Below are 20603 nucleotides of genomic sequence, written 5' to 3'. Positions count from 1 at the left end.
CGCCGACGGTGAACCGCCGTCCGCGGCACTCCTCAGTCGTTCTCCAGCACGAACGACGTCTGGACCGTGGCGTATCCGGGAGCCTTCACCTCGACCAGATACGTCCCCGCACCGGCCGACCCCTGCGAGGGCGTCGCGCAGTGCGGGGCACTCGGCTTGCGGTCCCACTTCACGGTGTACGTGATGCTGCTGCCGGCCGGCGCCCGGTAGACCAGGTTGCCCGCGGCGGCAGGGCAGTCGGCGGACGACCAGTACGTGTCGTCCGAGTCGGCCTGAGTGATCGTCAACACCGCGTTCTTCGGGCCGAGATCGACCTTGCAGTCGCTGCCGGAGGAGTTCGTCGCGGTCAGCAGCAAGGTGGGCGGCTGGCCGGGTGCGTAGGCGTTGCGCTGACTGCGGACGGTCAACTTCACGGCGTTTGCGCTGCAGTTGGGGAGCGAGGAGCCGGCCGGAAGGATGTCACCCTGCCCGACCCCGATGCCCGCGGTGCCGCCCGCGCTGCCGGAGCCGGCGCTTCCGGCACTCCCGGCGGAGCCGCCGGTGCCGCTCTCGCCACCGGCCCCCGCGGTGCCCCCCGCACCGGACCCGGTGCCGGAGCCCGCGCTCGACCCCGACCCGCCGGTGTCCCCGCCGGTCGTCGACTCGTCGCGTCCGCCCGGCGCTTGACTGATGGCGGGCCCGGAGCCGGACGGCCCCGGAGTGATCGTCGAGGGTGACGGATCCTTGCCGTTGGACCCGTCGGCACCGTTGTTGCCGCCCCCGCCGCCGGAGCCCACGATCCATGCGATCAGCAATGCCAGCACACCGAGGACGGACAGCATGACGGCCCTCCGTCGCCAGTAGATGGAGGAGGGAAGCGGCCCGACCGGATTGCGCAGAGATCCCACGGCGCAAACTGTACGAGAGATCGGCGAGTTCACCGTCCTCACCCGCCGCTCGGCGTCACAACTTTTCAGGATCATCATTCCGGAAACGGCCGCCCCCGGCGCGCCCTTGGCCAGGTGTGACACGTGCCGACAGCGGACTGTGACCGAACCGGCCCACCGGATACGGTCCGTGACCGTGAAGATCGTCCCCGCGCGGGTGACGACCCGAGACCGCTCCGTGGACAGGGTGCGTTCGCGATCGCGTCCCTTGCACCTCTGGCCACGGCTGCGGGCTCCACCGGTTCCGGCCGACCCGTGCCCTCAGAACACCCGTCCGCCTGCTCCGGCATGGCAGGATCGGAAGGCCATGACTGCGCCCACGAAGCCCCCGCACAGCAGCCCCGCCGACGGCAGCAGCGATGCTCCGCTCGGAGCGGGCCTGCACTCCCCCGTCATCGACTGGTTCGACGAGCACGCCCGGGATCTGCCGTGGCGGCGGCCCGAGGCCGGACCCTGGGGGGTGATGGTCAGTGAGTTCATGCTCCAGCAGACACCCGTGAGCCGGGTGCTGCCGGTCTACGAGCAGTGGCTCGCACAGTGGCCGCGCCCCGCCGACCTGGCCGCGGACGCCCCCGGTGAGGCCGTGCGCGCCTGGGGCCGGCTCGGCTATCCGCGCCGGGCCCTGCGGCTGCACGGTGCCGCGGTCGCCATAACGGAGCGGCACGGCGGCGACGTACCGACGCAGCACGCGCAACTGCTCGCGCTGCCCGGGATCGGCGAGTACACGGCTGCAGCCGTCGCCTCGTTCGCGTACGGGCAGCGGCACGCGGTGCTGGACACCAACGTCCGGCGGGTGTTCGCGCGGGCGGTGACCGGCACGCAGTACCCGCCGAACGCCACCACCGCCGCCGAGCGCAAGCTCGCCCGCGCCCTGTTGCCTCAGGACGAGGAGACCGCCGCGCGCTGGGCCGCCGCCTCCATGGAGCTCGGCGCACTCGTCTGCACGGCCAAGAACGAGAGCTGCCCGAGCTGTCCGATCGCCGCCCAGTGCGCCTGGCGGCTCGCGGGCAAGCCCGCGCACGACGGACCGCCGCGGCGCGGACAGACGTACGCCGGTACCGACCGGCAGGTCCGCGGCCGGCTGCTCGCCGTCCTTCGGGAGGCGCACGCACCCGTCCCGCAGGCGGTCCTCGACCGGGTGTGGCACGAGCCGGTGCAGCGGGCACGAGCGCTCGACGGACTCGTCGCGGACGGACTCGTGGAACCTCTGTCGGGTGGTTTGTATCGGCTGCCGTTGACGTAGCCCAGCCTTCAACAGGCCGACAAATCAGCAGGAACCGGCGCAATCAACCGCTCCGGTTTACCCCTTTTCGGTTTCCGTTACACAACCGACGGACAGCCGATTGCCAGCCGCGTGCTGGACCGGACAACCCCGTGACAACCGATCCGTAGCTTCATTGCCATGCCGCACACACGAGGCGGCGCAGACGCGATGAGTACCGGCAGTGGCTGCCGGAACGGGGATCAGGAGGCGGTCGACATGGCGCAGGGCGAGGTGCTCGAGTTCGAGGAGTACGTCCGCACCCGGCAGGACGCACTGCTGCGCAGTGCACGCCGTCTGGTCCCGGACCCGGTCGACGCGCAGGACCTGCTCCAGACGGCGCTCGTCAGGACGTACGGCCGCTGGGAGACCATCGAGGACAAGCGGCTCGCCGACGCCTATCTGCGCCGGGTGATGATCAACACCCGGACCGAGTGGTGGCGGGCGCGGAAGCTGGAGGAGGTGCCGACCGAGCAGCTCCCGGACGCCTGCGTCGACGACGCCACCGAGCAGCACGCGGACCGCGCCCTGCTCATGGACGTCATGAAGGTGCTCGCTCCCAAGCAGCGCAGTGTCGTGGTGCTGCGACACTGGGAGCAGATGTCCACGGAGGAGACGGCTGCCGCCCTCGGCATGTCGGCCGGAACGGTCAAGAGCACGCTGCACCGGGCGCTCGCCCGGCTCCGCGAGGAGCTGGAGGCCCGCGACCTGGACGCACGCGCGCTGGAGCGTGAGGAGCGGGAGCGTTGCACGGCGGCCTGACCGAACCAGGGCCCGCCCGGCCGGGCCAGGCCCCGGGCCGGGGGATCCTCCAGGCGGCAAGCACGGTGGCGGTCGTGCTCGCCGCCCTCGCCCTGTTCGTCTCCGCCTGCGCCACCGGCGGCACCGGAACCCGTGACGAGGGCCCGGCGCACGCGGTCGCGGAGGCCGGCGCCTCGCCCGCGGCCGCGCCGTCCGCGATGTCCTCCCCGCACCTGGACCGCACGGCCGCGGTCGCTCTCCTCAGGTCGGACCCGAAGGTCTCCGCGGCGGTCAAGCGCGACCTGAAGCCCTGCGTGGCGGACGAGTACCCGGTCGACCTGTTCTACGGCGACCTCACCGGAGGCTCGGCCGACGACGTCGTCGTCAACGTCGTGACCTGTGCGGATCTCGTGGGCGTCGGCTCGTACGTGTATCGCGAGGAGAGCGGTTCGTACCAGAATGTCTTTCACACCGAGGAACCTCCGGTCTACGCCGAGATAGACCGCGGCGACCTGGTGGTGACCAAGCAGGTGTACGAGAAGGGCGACCCGGTGTCGGAGCCGTCCGGTGAGAACGTGGTCACCTACCGCTGGGTCTCGGGGAAGTTCACCGTGGTGTACCGGACCCACAGCGACTACAGCGACGTCCTCGGCGCGGACCCGTCACCGCCGACCGACGGCTGAACCGACGTCGTACGGCGTGAACCGTTCGGGCCGCCCGGAACGTTCCCTCAGTGACCCCAACGACATCGAAGAGTGAGAGCACCCGGATGGCAGACCAGACCCACGTGCTGTTCGTCGAGGACGACGACGTCATCCGCGAGGCCACCCAACTCGCCCTGGAGCGGGACGGCTTCGCGGTCACCGCCATGCCCGACGGACTGTCGGGCCTGGAGGCGTTCCGGGCGAACCGCCCCGACATCGCCCTGCTGGACGTCATGGTCCCGGGCCTGGACGGGGTCAGCCTCTGCCGCCGTATCCGCGACGACTCCACCGTGCCGGTGATCATGCTGTCGGCGCGCGCCGACTCCATCGACGTGGTCCTCGGGCTGGAGGCCGGCGCCGACGACTACGTGACCAAGCCGTTCGACGGTGCCGTCCTGGTCGCCCGGATCCGCGCGGTGCTGCGCCGCTTCGGGCACGCGGGGGGCGGGGACCGGGGCGAGGAGAGCGCCGGGGCCGCCGCCGAGGCCGTGCTGACCTTCGGGGAGCTGGAGATCGACACCGAGGGCATGGAGGTGCGCAGGGCCGGGCAGCCGGTGGCGCTCACCCCGACCGAGATGCGGCTGCTGCTGGAGTTCTCCTCCACGCCGGGTACGGTCCTGTCCCGCGACAAACTCCTGGAGCGGGTGTGGGACTACGGCTGGGGCGGTGACACCCGGGTCGTGGACGTCCATGTGCAGCGGCTGCGGACGAAGATCGGCCAGGACCGGATCGAGACGGTCCGCGGCTTCGGCTACAAGTTGAAGGCCTGAGCAGGGGGACCTGGGGTGATGCGGGGGATCCTTCGGGGCCCGGTGGCGGAGCGCGTGGCCGTGCGGACGGGGCTGAGGTGGAAGCTCAGCGCGGCCATCGCGCTGGTCGGCGCGCTCGTGGCGGTCGCGCTCAGCCTGGTCGTGCACAACGCGGCGCGTGTCTCGATGCTGGACAACGCGCGCGACCTGGCGGACGAGCGGGTGCGGATCGCCCAGCGCAACTACGAACTGACCGGGCGGCCCAACTTCCCGAGCATCGTGGTCGACGACTCCCGGCTGCCGCGGGCGCTGCGCGAGAAGGTCGAGGAGGGGCGCCGGGCGACCTACGTCTCCGACCGGCACGTGGGCGGGCCCGACATCTGGGCGGCCGTCCCGGTCAAGGGCGGGCACGTGCTGTCCCTGCACACCGGGTTCACGGACCGCAGCACCGACATCCTCAAGGACCTCGACCAGGCCCTGGTGATCGGCTCCATCGCGGTCGTCCTCGGCGGCAGCGCGCTCGGGGTGCTCATCGGCGGGCAGCTGTCACGGCGGCTGCGCAAGGCCGCGGCCGCGGCGAACCAGATGGCCAGGGGCGAGACCGACGTACGGGTGCGGGACGCGATCGGCGGGGTCGTCCGGGACGAGACCGACGACCTCGCGAGCGCGGTGGACGCCATGGCGGACGCGCTCCAGCAGCGGCTGGAGGCCGAACGCCGGGTCACGGCGGACATCGCACACGAGCTGCGGACGCCGGTGACGGGGCTGCTGACGGCGGCGGAACTGCTGCCGCCCGGCCGGCCCACCGAACTGGTCCTGGACCGGGCGAAGGCCATGCGCACCCTCGTCGAGGACGTCCTGGAGGTGGCCCGTCTCGACGGTGCCTCCGAGCGGGCGGAGCTCCAGGACATCCTGCTCGGCGAGTTCGTGGCCCGGCGGGTGACGGCGAAGGACCCGGACATCGAGGTCCGCGTGGTGCACGAGTCGGAGGTCACGACCGATCCGCGCCGCCTGGAACGCGTCCTGTTCAACCTTCTCGCCAACGCCGCCCGGCACGGCAAGCCCCCCGTCCAGGTCACCGTCGAGGGCCGCGTCATCCGGGTCCGTGACCACGGCCCCGGCTTCCCCGAGGACCTCCTCGCCGACGGCCCGAGCCGTTTCCGCACGGGCAGCGCGGACCGGGCGGGCCAGGGGCACGGGCTCGGCCTGACGATCGCGGCCGGTCAGGCGCGGGTGCTCGGGGCACGGCTGACCTTCCGTAACGTGCGGCCCGCCGGGGCACCGGAGGGGGTCCCGGCAGAGGGCGCGGTGGCGGTCCTGTGGCTACCGGAACACGCACCCACGGCCACGGGAAGCTACCCGATGCTGCCGTAGCCCACGGCGTCCGGACTGCAAGGCGGGTCCTGGCGGAGGGCGCGATGGCAGTGCCGTGGCTCCCCGAACACGCACCCACAGCCACGGGAAGCTACCCGATGCTGCCGTAACCTCCGGCGCCCGGACTGCGAGGCGGGTCCCGGCAGAGGGCGCGATGGCAGTCCTGTGGCCACCCGAACACGCACCCACAGCCACGGGAAGCCACCCGATGCTGCCGTAGCCCACGGCGTCCGGGGCGCGGCGTGTTCTCAGGTGCCTGCCACCATCAGTTCCTCACCCCGGGACGGCCGTACACCGTCCGTCCGGCCCGCGAAGTACCGCCGGTCCAGTTCCTCCGCCTGCACGTGCCGAGTCTCCCGGAAGCCGGACTCCCGGGCCAGGGCCAGGATCTCGACGGGCCGGAAGAAACTCAGGAACGGCGTCCCCGCGGCTCGCGCTCCCGCGAGGGCCGCCTCCAACTGCGGGCGCTGCTCCGGTTCGACGTCCTCCAGGGGCCGCATGAAGGTCGTGACCAGCGTCGAGCCCGGCGCGAGGCCCGCGACCAGGCGGAACGTGGCCTCGACGGCCTCCCGGGTGAGGTACATGGTGACTCCCGTGGAAGCCACCAGCGCGGGCCGAGCGGGATCGAGCCCCGCCTCGGCCAGCCGCCCCCACCAGTCCCCCTCGAAGTCGACCGGCACGAGCCGCAGCCACTCGGGGACACCGAACCCGAGGTCCACGAGCCGCTGCCGCTTCCAGGCCTGCGGGCCGGGCAGGTCGACCTCGAAGACACGCAGTCCGCGCTCGACGGCGAGGTCCGGCCGGCGCTGGGCGAACGTGTCGAGACCGGCGCCGAGGACGACGTACTGGTCGACACCCTGCTCGATCACGAGGTCCTCGACGAACCGGGTCCGGGCCACGATCGACGCCCGGGTGCGGCGCGTGGCCTCCACGTCCATGTCGGGCCGCTCACGCCAGCCGTCGTCCGGATCGGCGAGCCGCAGCCCGATCTCGTCCTCCAGGACATGCGGCGGGGCATCCTCACGGACGTGCAGGGCCCGCCAGAGGGCGACCCGTACGGCGGTGTGGTCGGCCCGGGCCACGTCCTCGCTCACGCCCAGTCCTTGGAGAAGTCCAGCTCCTCGTTGCGCTGGGTCAGCGAGTACCAGTTGCCGTTGTCGTCGCGGAAGATCGCCTCGATGCCGTACGGCCGCTCCTGCGGCTCCTGGACGAACTCCACTCCGCGTGCCCGGAACGTCTCGTAGTCACCGCGGCAGTCGTCCGTACGGAACGCCGCCGCACCCATCACGCCCTTGCCGACGAGCTTCTTCAACGCCTCGGCCGACTCGGGGTCCAGGCCGGGGCCGTCGAGGCTCATCAGGGCCAGGTCGACGCCCTGCTGCTTCTTGGCGCCGACGGTGACCCAGGTCATCTCGCCCATCGCGACCTCGCTGCGCACCTCGAAGTCCAGCTTCTCGGTGAAGAAGGCCTTCGTGCGCTGCTGGTCGAAGGTCCACACGGTGGTGATGCCCAGGCCCTGGATCATGGTTCTGCTCTCCGCTCGGCGGTGGTCGCTTCCTGCTCGTCACCGTAGGCAGGACCGGGCCCGGGCCGCTTCTTCGAAGTTGCGGTCCTCCTCGCGGCGGTGGAAAAGCCACCGGCCCAGAGCATCGCGTAGCAGCCGGGGATCAGGGACGCCCCGCGGCCCACGTGCTTGCTCCGGTACTCGCTCGGACTGAGCCCGGTCCGTGCCTTGAAGCGGGTGGAGAAGGTGCCGAGACTGCTGAACCCGACCAGGTTGCAGATCTCCGTCACGCTCAGATCGGCCCCCCGCAGCATCTCCTCGGCCCGCTCGATCCGCCGGTGCGTGAGGTACTGCCCGGGCGTCTCGCCGTACGCCTCCCTGAAGGCCCGGAGGAAGTGGTACCGCGAGTACCCGGCATGCGCGGCGACAGCGCCCAGGTCGAGTCCTGGATCGGCCCAGTCCCGGTCCATGGCGTCCTTGGCGAGCCGCAGCTGCCGCACCTTGTCCATAGGGCCGATGGTGGCACGCGGCACTGACAACGGCGGTCCGGCTGCCGAGGACAAGATCCTCCGGGCCGACGGACCTTCGGCCGGGCATGAAGAAGGCCCCCGGGGCGGACACCGACCGGGGGCCTTCGGTTCAGGGCCGGCTCAGACCTCGACCAGGGGAGCCGGCGCCGCCTCGTCGGCGGACGTCTGCGGTCCCGCCCCCTTCAGCGGCACCTCCTTGACGAACACGGCCGCCACCAGCGCGAGCACGGCGACGATCGAACCGAGCAGGAACGCCGAGTGCGTGCCCGACGACACCGCGTACTGGTACGCCTCCCGCGCCGCCGCCGGCAGCTTCGCGAGGCTCGCCGCGTCGAGCTGCGCGGACTGCTCGGTCACCTTGGAGCCCAGCGCCCCGGCCCGCTCGGTCATGACGTCCTGGACCCGATTGTTGAAGAGCGCGCCCATGATGGCGACGCCGAAGGAGGACCCGAGCGTACGGAACAGGGTGGTGGACGAGGACGCGACGCCCATGTCCTTCATCTCCACGCTGTTCTGCGCGACCAGCATGGTGATCTGCATCAGGCAGCCCATGCCGAGACCGACGACGGCCATGAACACGCCGGAGGTGAACCGCGTGGTCCCCGTGTCCATCGTGGACAGCAGGTACAGGCCGATGACCATCAGGACGCTGCCGACGACCGGGAAGACGTAGTACCGGCCGGTGTTGGTGGTGACCCGGCCCGCGACCATCGAGGTCACCAGCATCGCGCCGAGCATCGGCAGGAGCAGCAGCCCGGAGTTGGTCGCGGACGCGCCCTGCACCGACTGCTGGTACAGCGGCAGGAAGAGGGTCGCGCCGAACATCACGAAGCCGGTGATGAAGCCGATGATCGACATCAGGGTGAAGTTGCGGCTGCGGAAGATGTGCAGCGGCACGATCGGCTCGGCCGCCTTGGTCTGCCAGAACACGAACCCGATCAGCGAGGCGACGCCGATCCCGATCAGCTCCATGATCCGCGCGGACGACCAGGCGTACTGCGTGCCGCCCCAGGTGGTGACAAGCACGATGGAGGTGATGCCGACGGTCAGCAGCACGACACCGAGGTAGTCGATACCGGCCTTGGCCCGCTTCTTCGGCAGGTGCAGTACGACGCTGATCAGACCGAGCGCGACCACGCCGAGCGGCAGGTTGATGTAGAAGGACCAGCGCCAGCCCCAGTTGTCGGTGATCGTGCCGCCGACCAGCGGGCCGCCGATCATCGCGAGCGCCATGACGCCGGCCATCATGCCCTGGTACTTGCCGCGCTCCCGCGGCGGGATCAGGTCGCCGATGATGGCCATGACGCCGACCATCAGACCGCCGGCGCCGAGGCCCTGCACGGCCCGGAAACCGATGAGCTGGCCCATGTCCTGGGCCATGCCGCTGAGCGCGGACCCGATCAGGAAGATCACGATCGAGGTCATGAAGGTGGCCTTGCGGCCGTACATGTCGCCGAGCTTGCCCCAGATCGGGGTCGAGGCCGCGGTGGCCAGCGTGTACGCCGTCACGACCCACGCGAGGTGTTCGAGTCCGCCGAGCTCCCCCACGATCGTCGGCATCGCGGTGCCCACGATCATGTTGTCGAGCATCGCGAGCATCATGGTGATCATCAGCGCGAGCAGGACGACCCGCACGCTCCGCTGTGGCTTGTCCGGTTCCGTCTCGACCGTCTGTGTGTCCGCCATCGTTCCCACTCCCCTGAGGTGCTGCGGTACTTCCCTCGCCGGGGCACTTACTTGCCGCCCGGCTAGTTGTCTACACTGGGGAAGGTAGACGCCCAACTAGCCGGGCGTCAAGTAAGTTTTACGGAAAGCCGAGAGGCACGAGGATGGGCGGCACGATGGACCGCACGAAGCAGCAGCGCCGCGGCAACACGCGCCAGCGCATCCAGGACGTGGCCATCGAACTCTTCGCCGAGCAGGGGTACGAGAAGACGTCCCTGCGGGAGATCGCCGAGCGCCTGGACGTCACCAAGGCCGCGCTCTACTACCACTTCAAGACCAAGGAAGAGATCCTCGTCAGCCTCTTCGCCGACCTGACGCAGCCGATCCTCGACCTGATCGAGTGGGGCGGGAAACAGCCGCACACCCTGCAGACCAAACAGGAGATCATCCGGCGCTACAGCGAGACGCTGGCCGGTGCGGCGCCACTGTTCCGCTTCATGCAGGAGAACCAGGCGACGGTCCGGGAACTGCGCATCGGTGAGACCTTCAAGGAGCGCATGCAGGGACTGCGCGAGATCCTCGTCGATCCGGAGGCGGACCTCGTCGACCAGGTCCGCTGCGTCAGCGCGATGTTCACCCTGCACGCCGGGATGTTCGTCCTCCAGGACCTCGAAGCCGACCCGGAGGCCAAGCGCAAAGCGGTCCTCGAAGTGGCGATGGACCTGGTCACCCAGGCCCACATGGGCAGCGCGAAGGCCTAGCCGCCCGCCGGGCGCGAACGACCGGCACCTCGGACGCTCGACGCCTCAGACATCCAGCACCTCGGACGCCGCCCCCTCCGACATCCGACACCTCGGACGCCCACGCCTCAGACATCCGACACCTCGGACGCCGCCCCCTCCGACATCCAGCACCTCGGACGCCCACGCCTCAGACGCGGACGCCCTTGGCCCGCAGGAAGGCGACCGGGTCTATGGCCGAGCCGTAGTTCGCGGTCGTACGGATCTCGAAGTGCAGGTGCGGGCCGCTGGAGTTACCGGTGTTGCCGGACAGGGCGATGCGCTGCCCGGTCCTGACGACCTGGCCGACCTTGACGCTGATCCGGGAGAGGTGGGCGTACTGCGAGTACCTCCCGCTGCCGTGCTTGATCACGATGGCGTTGCCGTACGCGGCCCCGTCGCCGGCGCCGCCCGGGCCCGCCTTGACGACGGTGCCGCCGTGCGCGGCGACGACCTTCGTCCCGCTCGGCACGGCGAAGTCCTGCCCGCTGTGGGTGGACTGCCACATGCCGCCGGCCTGCGCGAAGCTCGCGCTGAGCGTGTACTTCTTCACCGGGTCGACCCAGGAGGCGGAGGCGGGCGCGGCCGAGGCGACCGAGGCCCCCAGCACCACCGACACCCCCACGGAGGCGGCCACGACGGCCACCCGGGTGCGCGGCAGGGACGTACGGGAAGAGCGGCGGAAGACACGCAGGAACATCAGAACCTCATGGAGCCGGGGACAGGAAACCACCCGGCGCACGACGGCTGCCGGATGGGTCTCCCTTGGTACCCCCGAGCACCGCATAGCCCAAAACCGGCAATCTACGACGGACCATAGTAATAGTCCCGACCATTTCGGGCGAGAAGTCCGTATTCCTTCTTAAATTCCGCCACTATTCCGTCTAGTAATGGACAAATCGCCTGTGCGGCACATCACCGGCACCCCCGACGCCCTGACCAAGCTTTGTGACGCACACCTCTAGCGACCTACCAACCAGTAACCCTACGGTTCCTCTCGCGCCACCCTCGTCCCCGAACATGCACCTGACACCCCGCATCGGACGTGAGAGGACCCCCACGAACATGACAAGCAGACGCCCCTGGGCGCGCCGCATCGTCGTCAGCACCGTCTCCGCTGCCGCCCTGATCGCCCTGGCGGCCCCGGCGGACGCCGCGACAACCGCGACGAGCACCACCGCCACGACCAACGCGGCCGCCGCGGCCGTCGACTACGCCACCTGGCAGACCGACTGCCAGGCCGTGATGGACCAGGCCCTCCCCTACCTGAAGTCCCGTATCCCCGCCGCCGGTTCAGGCGAGAAGCAGGCGATCGTCCTCGACATCGACAACACCGCCCTGGAGTCGGACTTCGGCTTCAGTTACCCCTCGCCGGCCAACAAGCCCGTTCTGAACGTCGCGAAGTACGCCCAGGAGCACGGGGTGTCCCTGTTCTTCGTGACCGCCCGCCCCGACATCATCGGCTCCGCGACCAACTACAACCTCAAGCAGGTCGGCTACCAGGTCAGCGGTCTCTACGTCCGCAACTTCATCGACCTGTTCAAGGACGTCGCCGCCTACAAGACCGCACAGCGCGTCGCCATCGAGAACAAGGGCTACACGATCATCGCGAACATCGGCAACAGCGCCACCGACCTGTCGGGAGGCCACGCCGAGAAGACGTTCAAGCTCCCGGACTACGACGGCCAGTTGTCGTAACGGCCCGTTAGGCTCCATCCGTTCACGCGATGCACGGGGGTGGCGGATGGAGCCCGCGGTACTGGGCAGCAAGCTGGCGTCGGCCGTGGTGGGCCAGCTGGTGAAGAGACTGTTCCGGCCGGACGGCCCGGGCGCCGGCCTGGTCGACAAGCCCGTCCGGCTGAAGGACCTGGTGTCCTTCCGGGGCGAGAAGCACACCCTCGGCGAGAAGGACGTGCACAAACTCGCGGACCACCTGGTCCGGCAGGCGGTCGACTCACCCGGCGAACCGCCGTTCCGGACCGGTGAGCAGACCGCCGTCGCCGACGCCCTGGCCCGCCGCCTCCTCGCCCTCGGCGACCTGGACATGGACGACGTGCAGGCCGTACGCCTCGGCCATCGCGAACTGGCCAGGAAGCTGCACCACGAGGCCCCCGAGCCCGACGGACTCTCGGCCGACGCCTGCCACTTCCTCGACTCCGCGACCGAGTGGGCGTGCCTGCAGATCCTGGAGTTCTTCACCCGCCGTTCCACCTTTGTGGCCCGCACCCTCGTGGAGCAGACCCGGACGCAGGCCGAACTCATCGCGAAGATCGACGAGTTGATCGTCCGCAGCCCGCGCCCCGGCGCCCAGGACCGCTCCTTCGAACGCCGCTACCTGCCCTACGTGGCCGACCGCCACAACCACATCACCATCTACGGCGTCGACCTGCACGACTCCCCGGACCGCTGGCCCCTGGAGGTCGCCTACCTCAGCCTGGAGGCGACGACGGCGGAGGAACTCCCGGAGGAGCACCCGCGTACCACCGCGCTCCCCGTCCAACTCCCCGCCGAGGAAGCCCTGTTCCTCCACGACCGGATCCTGCTGCGCGGCGACGCGGGCTCCGGCAAGACGACGCTGGTGCAGTGGCTGGCGGTCACGGCGACCCAGGACGGCAGCGGTGTCCCGTACGTCCTCCCCCTGCGTACGTTGATCCGCGCGGGCGCGCTCCCGTCCCCGGAGGACTTCCTGAAGGCGGTGAGCTGCCCGCTCACCCCGCCCGAGGGCTGGGCGGAGCGCGTCCTGACGGCCCGCCGCGGTCTCATCCTCGTCGACGGCCTCGACGAGATCCCCGCCGCCGACCGCAACCGCACACGCGACTGGCTCCGCTCCCTCATCCAGGCCTTCCCGGGCAACCGCTGGCTCCTGACCTCCCGTCCCACCGCCGTACGCCCCGACTGGCTGGCGCAGGAGAGCTTCCACGAACTGCTCCTGGTCCCGATGCGCCGCACCGAGATCGCGACCTTCGTCCACCGCTGGCACACGGCGGCCCGGGCCCCGGCGTACGAGGCCCCGCTCCTGGACTCCCTGCGCACCAAACGCGACCTCGCCCGCCTCGCCACCAACCCCCTCATGTGCGGCCTGATCTGCGCCCTGCACCGGGAGCGGCGGGGCTACCTCCCCACCGGCCGCAAGGAGTTGTACGACGCCGCCCTGACGATGCTGCTCACGCGACGGGACCGGGAGCGGGGGCTGGGCGCGGCAGACGAGGTGGAGCTGGGTGAGGAAGCCCAGCTGGAGCTGCTCCAGCGCCTCGCCTACGCACTGGTGTTGAGCGGCCGCACCGAGATGGACGCCGAGACGGCCGAGGGCATCGTGGAGCGGTGCCTGCCGGCGATCGGCGGGACGGCCGACGCGCCCTCCGTCATGCGCTCCCTCGTGCTGCGCAGCGGCCTCGTCCGCCACCCCTCCGACGGCGTCGTCGACTTCGTCCACCGCACCTTCCAGGACTGCCTGGGCGCCCGGTACGCCGTCGAGGAGGGGCACCTCGACGTCCTGATCAGCCACGCGGACAACACGCAGTGGGAGGACGTGATCCGCATGGCGGTGGCCTACGCCAGACCTCGGGAACGAGCCTTTCTGCTACGGAAGCTGCTCGGCCGGGACAACGCGCGGCTGACCCTGCTGGCGCTGGCCTGTCTGGAGCACGCGGTGGCGGTGGATCCGGAGGTGCGGGCGGCGGTGGAGAGACGAGCGGGGGCGCTCATTCCGCCACGGTCGAAGACGCACGCGAGAGCGCTGGCCGACGCGGGACCGCTGGTCGTGGAGCTGCTGCCCGGACCCGAGGGCCTGACGGACGAGGAGGCACTGGGCGTCACGATCACCGCGTCCCTGCTCGGTTCGGAGGAACCGGAGGGGGCGCTCGGAGTGCTGCGCCGGTTCCGGTCGCACCCGGACCTCGACGTGAGGCGGCAACTCTCCGGCACCTGGGGTCGTTTCGACACCGAGGAGTACGCGGCGGAGGTACTGGACCACCTGGACCGGCGGAACCTCATCGCCGTCTGTGAGTCGGCCGAGCAGCGGGCGGCCCTGGCCCGGATGCGTCCCTGGCGTGGCCTGGCCTTTCACGGGGACCATCCCGTGGAGGACATCCTGACGGCCGTCCGGAGGGCCGATGACGTCTCCGTCCTCGAACTGCGCAAGAACATGCGGGTGACCGACCTGACCATGCTCCTGCCGTTCATGTCCCTTCGCGGCCTGTGGCTGACGGGCTGCCCGGCGGCCCACGGCCTGGAGAACCTCGACCTGCTCTCCCTCTCCGAGCTCACGCTCCAGCAGGTCGCCGATCCCTCCGGCCTGCGGTCGATGCGCTCGCTCCGGCGGCTCTCCCTGACCCAGGACCTGCGCTGCGACAGCCTCACCGACGTCCTGCCGGTCGACTCGGCGCTGGAGTACCTCTTCCTGGGCCGCAGCACCACGAACCGCACCGGTCTGCGCGGACTGGAGCACTGGGCCGGGCTCACCGCACTCAGCCTCGGCCCGCTGTCGGCCACCCTGACCGCCGCCGACTGGCGCTCCGTCGCCGCCCTCCCGCATCTGAGGGATCTCCACGTCAACGGCCGGTTCGTCACGGACCACCCGGACGCCATCGAGGCCATGCCCGAACTGCCGGAGATCGAGTCCCTGCACATCCCCGCCATGCACGGCGCGGAGGATCTCTCCGTCCTGGCCGCCCGGCTGCCGGGGCTGCGCCGGGTCACCCTTCAGGCCGCCCGCTCCCGGGACTTCCCCGCCATCCGGTACGCCGACGTCTTCCCCGGCGCCGTCGTCGACGTGGTCCGGTCCTGAGACAGCGAAAGGGGCCGGTGCTCCGAAAAGCACCGGCCCCTCACTCGACGTCTCCCCGAAGGGTTAGGCGTCCTTGCTCAGATTCGGCCCGGCTCCGCCGGCCGCCTGCTCGATCGGCGGAACGTCCGGCAGCGCCGACTTCTCCTCGCCGCGGAAGGTGAAGGTCTTGGCCTCACCCTCGCCCTCCGTGTCGACGACCACGATGTGACCGGGACGCAGCTCGCCGAAGAGGATCTTCTCCGACAGCGTGTCCTCGACCTCACGCTGGATGGTGCGACGCAGCGGACGCGCACCCAGCACCTGGTCGTAACCCTTCGTGGACAGCAGCTCCTTGGCGGACTGGGAGAGCTCGATGCCCATGTCCCGGTCCTTGAGGCGCTCGTCCACCTTGGCGATCATCAGGTCGACGATCTGGAGGATGTCCGCCTGCGTCAGCTGCGGGAAGACGACCACGTCGTCGACGCGGTTGAGGAACTCGGGACGGAAGTGCTGCTTGAGCTCGTCCGAGACCTTGTTCTTCATGCGCTCGTAGTTGGACTTCTTGTCACCGGAGGCCGCGAAGCCCAGGTTGAAGCCCTTGGAGATGTCCCGGGTGCCGAGGTTGGTCGTCATGATGATGACCGTGTTCTTGAAGTCCACGACCCGGCCCTGGGAGTCGGTCAGACGACCGTCCTCCAGGATCTGCAGCAGCGAGTTGAAGATGTCCGGGTGGGCCTTCTCGACCTCGTCGAAGAGAACCACCGAGAACGGCTTGCGCCGCACCTTCTCGGTCAGCTGGCCGCCCTCTTCGTAGCCCACGTATCCGGGGGGCGAACCGAAGAGCCGCGACACCGTGTGCTTCTCGCTGAACTCCGACATGTCGAGGGAGATCAGCGCGTCCTCGTCACCGAAGAGGAACTCGGCGAGCGCCTTGGACAGCTCGGTCTTACCGACACCGGACGGGCCGGCGAAGATGAACGAACCACCGGGACGCTTCGGGTCCTTGAGGCCCGCACGCGTACGACGGATCGCCTTCGACAGCGCCTTGACGGCGTCGGTCTGGCCGATGACCCGCTTGTGGAGCTCGTCCTCCATGCGCAGCAGACGCGAGGACTCCTCCTCGGTCAGCTTGAAGACCGGGATGCCGGTGGCGGTCGCGAGGACCTCGGCGATCAGCTCGCCGTCCACCTCGGCGACGACGTCCATGTCGCCGGCCTTCCACTCCTTCTCCCGCTTGGCCTTGGCGGCCAGGAGCTGCTTCTCCTTGTCGCGGAGGGAGGCGGCCTTCTCGAAGTCCTGCGAGTCGATCGCGGACTCCTTGTCGCGGCGCACGCCCGCGATCTTCTCGTCGAACTCGCGCAGGTCCGGCGGCGCGGTCATCCGGCGGATGCGCATCCGGGAACCGGCCTCGTCGATCAGGTCGATCGCCTTGTCCGGCAGGAAGCGGTCCGAGATGTACCGGTCGGCCAGGGTGGCGGCCTGGACCAGCGCCTCGTCGGTGATGGAGACGCGGTGGTGGGCCTCGTACCGGTCGCGCAGACCCTTGAGGATCTCGATCGTGTGCGGCAGCGACGGCTCCGCGACCTGGATGGGCTGGAAGCGGCGCTCGAGGGCCGCGTCCTTCTCCAGGTGCTTGCGGTACTCGTCCAGCGTGGTCGCACCGATGGTCTGCAGCTCACCGCGGGCCAGCATCGGCTTCAGGATCGAAGCGGCGTCGATGGCGCCCTCGGCGGCACCCGCGCCGACGAGCGTGTGCAGCTCGTCGATGAACAGGATGATGTCGCCGCGGGTGCGGATCTCCTTGAGGACCTTCTTCAGGCGCTCCTCGAAGTCACCGCGGTAGCGGGAGCCGGCGACCAGCGCGCCGAGGTCCAGGGTGTAGAGGTGCTTGTCCTTGAGGGTCTCGGGCACCTCGCCCTTGACGATGGCCTGGGCGAGGCCCTCGACGACGGCGGTCTTGCCGACGCCGGGCTCACCGATCAGGACCGGGTTGTTCTTGGTGCGGCGGGACAGCACCTGCATGACCCGCTCGATCTCCTTCTCGCGCCCGATGACCGGGTCGAGCTTGGACTCACGAGCGGCCTGGGTGAGGTTCCGGCCGAACTGGTCGAGGACCAGGGACGTCGAGGGGGTGCCCTCGGCAGGACCGCCACTGGCGCCGGCGGTCTCCTTGCCCTGGTAACCGGAGAGCAGCTGGATGACCTGCTGCCGCACCCGGTTGAGGTCTGCGCCCAGCTTGACGAGGACCTGGGCGGCGACGCCCTCGCCCTCGCGGATCAGGCCGAGCAGGATGTGTTCCGTGCCGATGTAGTTGTGGCCCAGCTGAAGGGCCTCGCGGAGCGACAGCTCCAGGACCTTCTTGGCACGGGGGGTGAAGGGGATGTGCCCGGACGGGGCCTGCTGCCCCTGCCCGATGATCTCCTCCACCTGCTGGCGGACCGCCTCGAGCGAAATCCCGAGGCTCTCAAGGGCCTTGGCGGCGACACCCTCACCCTCGTGGATCAGGCCCAGGAGGATGTGCTCGGTGCCGATGTAGTTGTGGTTGAGCATCCGGGCTTCTTCCTGAGCCAGGACGACAACCCGCCGCGCGCGGTCGGTGAACCTCTCGAACATCGTTAATCGCTCCTCAGAGCGGTCAGGCAGTGGGGGGAACTTCCCCTCCCTGTCCTTCCGCAGCTTAGTCCCGCAAGCGGGGACCGCTCATTCCAACTGCCGACACCGTCCTTGGCCTCCTGACCCCGAACGCCGACATCTGCTCCAACCCGATGGTGCGAGACGATGTTCCCGCAGGCCAGGCAGTTACCCCACTCGCCAGTACGCCGATGGCGAACGTGAGACGGCCTTTCCTGCGTGTCGCCCCCTCCCACTAGGGATGTCTTACCCGCACGGACTGACACTCCATGCCGCACGCCCCCCGTCCCTCCGCTATGGGCGAACAACCTCGCGCCGTCCGGCACCTCCGTGCGCCCCTTTTTTGGACACTCTTCGCACACGCCGTTACACCCAGCGTAACTCGCACGCTTCTCCGACGGTTGCACTTGTCATGGTCGGCAGCCTCCCTCCGTCCGCCGCGGATCTCACCGCGCTTCCGCTCCCTCGACGGCCGCTCGACGCGACCGCCTCCGGCGGCGATCCGGTGCGCCGCTGGTACGAGAACGTGCTGGGCTGGCCGACAGTGCCCGCGAGCACCCAGGAATCTCCCCTACGACTTCGCCTGGGCCTGCGCTTCGACGTCCTGGACGTCCCGGCCGAGGCGGGGCGGGCGGCCCTGCGCCATCTCACCGGGGGTTCTCCGGTGGCGCTGCGGGGCGACCGGGTGGAACTCCTGGTGGCCGCGGGCAGCGCGGAGGAGTTGCCGGGGCTGCTGGACTGGCTGGAGTGGGGCACGCTGGCGCTCGATCTGCGGGCGATCGGTGCGGGCGGCGAGCTGGAGGCGCCGCTGCCGCCGGAGCGCGGGGCCGGGGCGGGGCTCGTCGACGGGTCGCCGGCTGCGGAAGCGGGCCGGGAGGAAGGGACGCGGCGGCCTCTCGTCCTGGGCCGCCCGGGCGCCCCGCAGGGGGCCGCCGTATGGCTGCGGCCCCCCGAGCCCGGGTGCGAGGTCGAGGCCTCGCTGCCGACGGTGTCGGCGCTGGGGGGCGGTGGGTGCGCCCCCGATCTGGTGCGCGTCGTGGACACGGTGGCCACACAATGCCACCGACTACGGCTGCTGCGGCGGCGTGCGCGGCCATAAACCTTCGCAGGCCCTGGCCCCCGTGGACCTTTAAATCAGGCGTTGGACTTCTCGTAAGCCTCGCGAATGGTCGCCGGAACACGGCCGCGGTCATTGACCTCGTAGCCGTTCTCCTTGGCCCACGCGCGAATCTGCGCGGTGTCCTGGCTGCCACCGGAAGCGACTCGCGCCTTTCCGCGCCCGCCCGCGGCACGGCCTCCGGTACGGCGACCGCCCTTCACGTACGGGTCGAGAAGGCCACGGAGCTTGTCCGCATTGGCTGTCGTGAGATCGATCTCGTACGTCTTGCCGTCCAACGCGAACGTGACGGTCTCGTCCGCCTCGCCGCCGTCGAGGTCATCGACAAGAAGGACCTGAACCTTCTGTGCCACCGGATTTCCTTTCATCCAATACGTGAGGGCCGGGGTCTGCGGCGTTCGCCGTTTCGCCGTCCCCTGTTATATGCAGTACTGCAGTACGTCGGAAAGCAAACCGCTTTTGCCGGAAAAACACAAACCCCTGGGAGAGACCGACAGTGGTCTCCTCGTCCGGAAACATGCGCGTTTCGGACATAGGGAACCTGGGCAGGGCTGAGCGCCCGAATCCCCGGCGATCACAGATGCAGAAGCATCCGGCTGTTGCCCAAGGTGTTCGGTTTCACTCGTTCGAGACCGAGGAACTCCGCCACGCCTTCGTCATAGGAACGCAGCAGCTCCGCGTAGACATCGGTGTCGACGGGTGTCTCACCGATCTCGACGAAGCCGTGCTTGCCGAAGAAGTCCACTTCGAAGGTGAGGCAGAAAACGCGGCGAACACCGAGCCAGCGCGCTGTCTGCAACAACTTCTCCAGCAACTGATGGCCCACACCGGCGCCCCTCAGGCCCGGCTTCACCGCGAGACTGCGCACTTCCGCGAGGTCTTCCCACATCACGTGCAGGGCGCCGAAGCCGACCAGCTCGGCGTTGTCGTCGCGCTCGGCGACCCAGAACTCCTGGAGGTCCTCGTAAAGCGTCACCGTCGCTTTGTCGAGCAGGATGCGGTCACGGACGTAGGTGTCGAGGAGACCACGGATGCCGGCGACATCGCTGGTACGGGCCCGCCGCACGGTGATGGCTTTTGCGGTGACTTCGGGGTTCTCGGACGAGGGGCTCTTCGCGGACATGAGCGGACGCTATCGCCCGCCGCCCCGCGTTGCCGAGTCGGGGTTCTCCATCGACGGTCCCTCGACGATGCGTACGGCGTCCTGGAGTGCGTGCCGCTGTTCCTCACTCATCATCCCGAAGAAGGCGACGAGAGCGGCGGCCGGGTTGTCGCTCTGCGACCAGGCGTCGTTCATCAGTGCGGCGGCGTAGGCGGCCCGTGTGGAGACCGCCTCATATCGATAGGCCCGGCCTTCCGCCTCACGGCGCACCCAGCCCTTCTGATGGAGATTGTCCAAAACGGTCATCACGGTGGTGTACGCGATGGACCGTTCCTGCCGAAGGTCTTCCAGGACTTCTCGAACCGTGACCGGGCGGTTCCACTTCCACACCCGCGTCATGACCGCGTCTTCGAGTTCTCCCAATGGGCGAGGCACAGCTCAGCACAATAGTGGGAGATCCGGCTATCGGCGTGACGGACGTGCCTTTCAACGCCAAACAGCAACAAAAAGGGCGTACGACTCGGAAAGCGCGAGGCTCGGGGAGTCGTACGCCGCCGGGGTTCAGGCGTCGGAGCCGGAGGCCTGCCTGGCCGCCTCCGCGCGGGCGAGCGCGGCGTCGACCACCGCGTCCTCCTTGGCCTTGTTGGCCCCGCCCTGGGTCTTCACGATCACCCGGATCACACCGATGAAGAAGACGGCCATCACGACCGGGGGCACGAGCGCGGAGACATAGTCCATGCGTCCAGAGTAGCCAC

The 20603-nt window shown here is 69.7% G+C and carries 20 protein-coding genes; 9 read left to right on the top strand and 11 right to left on the bottom strand.

Features of this window, described 5'->3' with window-relative positions; all coding sequences use genetic code 11:
• Positions 1 to 32: 32 nt before the first annotated feature.
• Positions 33 to 887: a hypothetical protein gene (locus ACZ48Z_RS38280; RefSeq protein ID WP_468740514.1), complete on the bottom strand. Its 855-nt coding sequence runs from the start codon at positions 885 to 887 to the stop codon at positions 33 to 35.
• 346 nt (positions 888 to 1233) lie between these two features.
• On the opposite strand from ACZ48Z_RS38280, the gene ACZ48Z_RS38275 reads away from it, so the two are divergent.
• The 5 genes from ACZ48Z_RS38275 to cseC all read left to right on the top strand — a co-directional run bounded on the left by ACZ48Z_RS38275 (position 1234) and on the right by cseC (position 5755).
• Entirely contained in the window at positions 1234 to 2169 is a 936-nt protein-coding gene (locus ACZ48Z_RS38275) for an HhH-GPD family protein (RefSeq protein ID WP_468740513.1), read from the top strand.
• A gap of 237 nt (positions 2170 to 2406) precedes the next feature.
• Complete coding sequence (locus ACZ48Z_RS38270; protein WP_328749417.1) at positions 2407 to 2949, top strand: SigE family RNA polymerase sigma factor; 543 nt, start codon at positions 2407 to 2409, stop codon at positions 2947 to 2949.
• Positions 2934 to 3611, top strand: a complete 678-nt coding sequence (locus ACZ48Z_RS38265; protein WP_468740512.1) for a hypothetical protein — start codon at positions 2934 to 2936, stop codon at positions 3609 to 3611. Before ACZ48Z_RS38270 ends, ACZ48Z_RS38265 begins: the two co-directional genes overlap by 16 nt.
• A gap of 86 nt (positions 3612 to 3697) precedes the next feature.
• Entirely contained in the window at positions 3698 to 4402 is a 705-nt protein-coding gene (gene cseB / locus ACZ48Z_RS38260; RefSeq protein ID WP_468740511.1) for a two-component system response regulator CseB, read from the top strand.
• A gap of 18 nt (positions 4403 to 4420) precedes the next feature.
• A complete protein-coding gene (cseC, locus tag ACZ48Z_RS38255) occupies positions 4421 to 5755 on the top strand; it encodes a two-component system sensor histidine kinase CseC (RefSeq protein WP_468740510.1) in 1335 nt (444 codons plus the stop codon).
• A 248-nt stretch (positions 5756 to 6003) separates the two neighbouring features.
• Here the strand turns inward: cseC and ACZ48Z_RS38250 are convergent, their stop codons facing one another.
• The 4 genes from ACZ48Z_RS38250 to ACZ48Z_RS38235 all read right to left on the bottom strand — a co-directional run bounded on the left by ACZ48Z_RS38250 (position 6004) and on the right by ACZ48Z_RS38235 (position 9475).
• Positions 6004 to 6855, bottom strand: a complete 852-nt coding sequence (locus ACZ48Z_RS38250; protein ID WP_468740534.1) for a class I SAM-dependent methyltransferase — start codon at positions 6853 to 6855, stop codon at positions 6004 to 6006.
• Positions 6846 to 7280 carry a VOC family protein gene (locus ACZ48Z_RS38245; protein ID WP_468740509.1) on the bottom strand — a complete coding sequence of 145 codons (435 nt, stop codon included), beginning with the start codon at positions 7278 to 7280 and terminating at the stop codon, positions 6846 to 6848. The genes ACZ48Z_RS38250 and ACZ48Z_RS38245 overlap by 10 nt, the downstream gene beginning before the upstream one ends.
• Positions 7277 to 7768 carry a helix-turn-helix transcriptional regulator gene (locus tag ACZ48Z_RS38240; RefSeq protein WP_468740508.1) on the bottom strand — a complete coding sequence of 164 codons (492 nt, stop codon included), beginning with the start codon at positions 7766 to 7768 and terminating at the stop codon, positions 7277 to 7279. The genes ACZ48Z_RS38245 and ACZ48Z_RS38240 overlap by 4 nt, the downstream gene beginning before the upstream one ends.
• 141 nt (positions 7769 to 7909) lie before the next feature.
• Positions 7910 to 9475, bottom strand: a complete 1566-nt coding sequence (locus ACZ48Z_RS38235; RefSeq protein WP_468740507.1) for an MDR family MFS transporter — start codon at positions 9473 to 9475, stop codon at positions 7910 to 7912.
• 143 nt (positions 9476 to 9618) lie between these two features.
• On the opposite strand from ACZ48Z_RS38235, the gene ACZ48Z_RS38230 reads away from it, so the two are divergent.
• A complete protein-coding gene (locus ACZ48Z_RS38230; RefSeq protein ID WP_468740506.1) occupies positions 9619 to 10215 on the top strand; it encodes a TetR/AcrR family transcriptional regulator in 597 nt (198 codons plus the stop codon).
• Between the two features lie 169 nt (positions 10216 to 10384).
• Here the strand turns inward: ACZ48Z_RS38230 and ACZ48Z_RS38225 are convergent, their stop codons facing one another.
• Positions 10385 to 10933 (bottom strand): M23 family metallopeptidase, encoded by a 549-nt coding sequence (locus ACZ48Z_RS38225; protein WP_468740505.1) that lies wholly within the window; start codon positions 10931 to 10933, stop codon positions 10385 to 10387.
• 365 nt (positions 10934 to 11298) lie between these two features.
• Between ACZ48Z_RS38225 and ACZ48Z_RS38220 the strand changes: the two genes are divergently transcribed.
• Positions 11299 to 11931: an HAD family acid phosphatase gene (locus tag ACZ48Z_RS38220; RefSeq protein ID WP_468740504.1), complete on the top strand. Its 633-nt coding sequence runs from the start codon at positions 11299 to 11301 to the stop codon at positions 11929 to 11931.
• Between the two features lie 46 nt (positions 11932 to 11977).
• Positions 11978 to 15019, top strand: a complete 3042-nt coding sequence (locus tag ACZ48Z_RS38215) for an NACHT domain-containing protein (protein ID WP_468740503.1) — start codon at positions 11978 to 11980, stop codon at positions 15017 to 15019.
• A gap of 63 nt (positions 15020 to 15082) precedes the next feature.
• On the opposite strand, the gene ACZ48Z_RS38210 is transcribed toward ACZ48Z_RS38215, so the two are convergent.
• Positions 15083 to 17611 (bottom strand): ATP-dependent Clp protease ATP-binding subunit, encoded by a 2529-nt coding sequence (locus ACZ48Z_RS38210; RefSeq protein ID WP_468740502.1) that lies wholly within the window; start codon positions 17609 to 17611, stop codon positions 15083 to 15085.
• 430 nt (positions 17612 to 18041) lie between these two features.
• Here ACZ48Z_RS38210 and ACZ48Z_RS38205 point away from each other — a divergent pair, with 430 nt between their 5' ends.
• Entirely contained in the window at positions 18042 to 18728 is a 687-nt protein-coding gene (locus ACZ48Z_RS38205) for an SCO3374 family protein (RefSeq protein WP_468740501.1), read from the top strand.
• Positions 18729 to 18763: 35 nt separating this feature from the next.
• Here ACZ48Z_RS38205 and ACZ48Z_RS38200 read toward each other — a convergent pair whose 3' ends face one another.
• From ACZ48Z_RS38200 to ACZ48Z_RS38185, 4 genes are all read right to left on the bottom strand, one after another.
• Positions 18764 to 19099 carry a histone-like nucleoid-structuring protein Lsr2 gene (locus ACZ48Z_RS38200; protein WP_468740500.1) on the bottom strand — a complete coding sequence of 112 codons (336 nt, stop codon included), beginning with the start codon at positions 19097 to 19099 and terminating at the stop codon, positions 18764 to 18766.
• 221 nt (positions 19100 to 19320) lie between these two features.
• Positions 19321 to 19869, bottom strand: a complete 549-nt coding sequence (locus ACZ48Z_RS38195) for an amino-acid N-acetyltransferase (RefSeq protein ID WP_468740499.1) — start codon at positions 19867 to 19869, stop codon at positions 19321 to 19323.
• A gap of 9 nt (positions 19870 to 19878) precedes the next feature.
• A complete protein-coding gene (locus ACZ48Z_RS38190) occupies positions 19879 to 20271 on the bottom strand; it encodes a BlaI/MecI/CopY family transcriptional regulator (RefSeq protein WP_468740498.1) in 393 nt (130 codons plus the stop codon).
• 138 nt (positions 20272 to 20409) lie between these two features.
• Positions 20410 to 20586 (bottom strand): hypothetical protein, encoded by a 177-nt coding sequence (locus ACZ48Z_RS38185; protein ID WP_468740497.1) that lies wholly within the window; start codon positions 20584 to 20586, stop codon positions 20410 to 20412.
• Between the last annotated feature and the right edge of the window lie 17 nt (positions 20587 to 20603).

The sequence above is a fragment of the Streptomyces sp. NPDC031225 genome, from assembly GCF_055570355.1.
The sequence above is the reverse complement of the archived record's forward strand: the minus strand, read 5'-3'. Positions and strand labels throughout refer to the sequence as shown.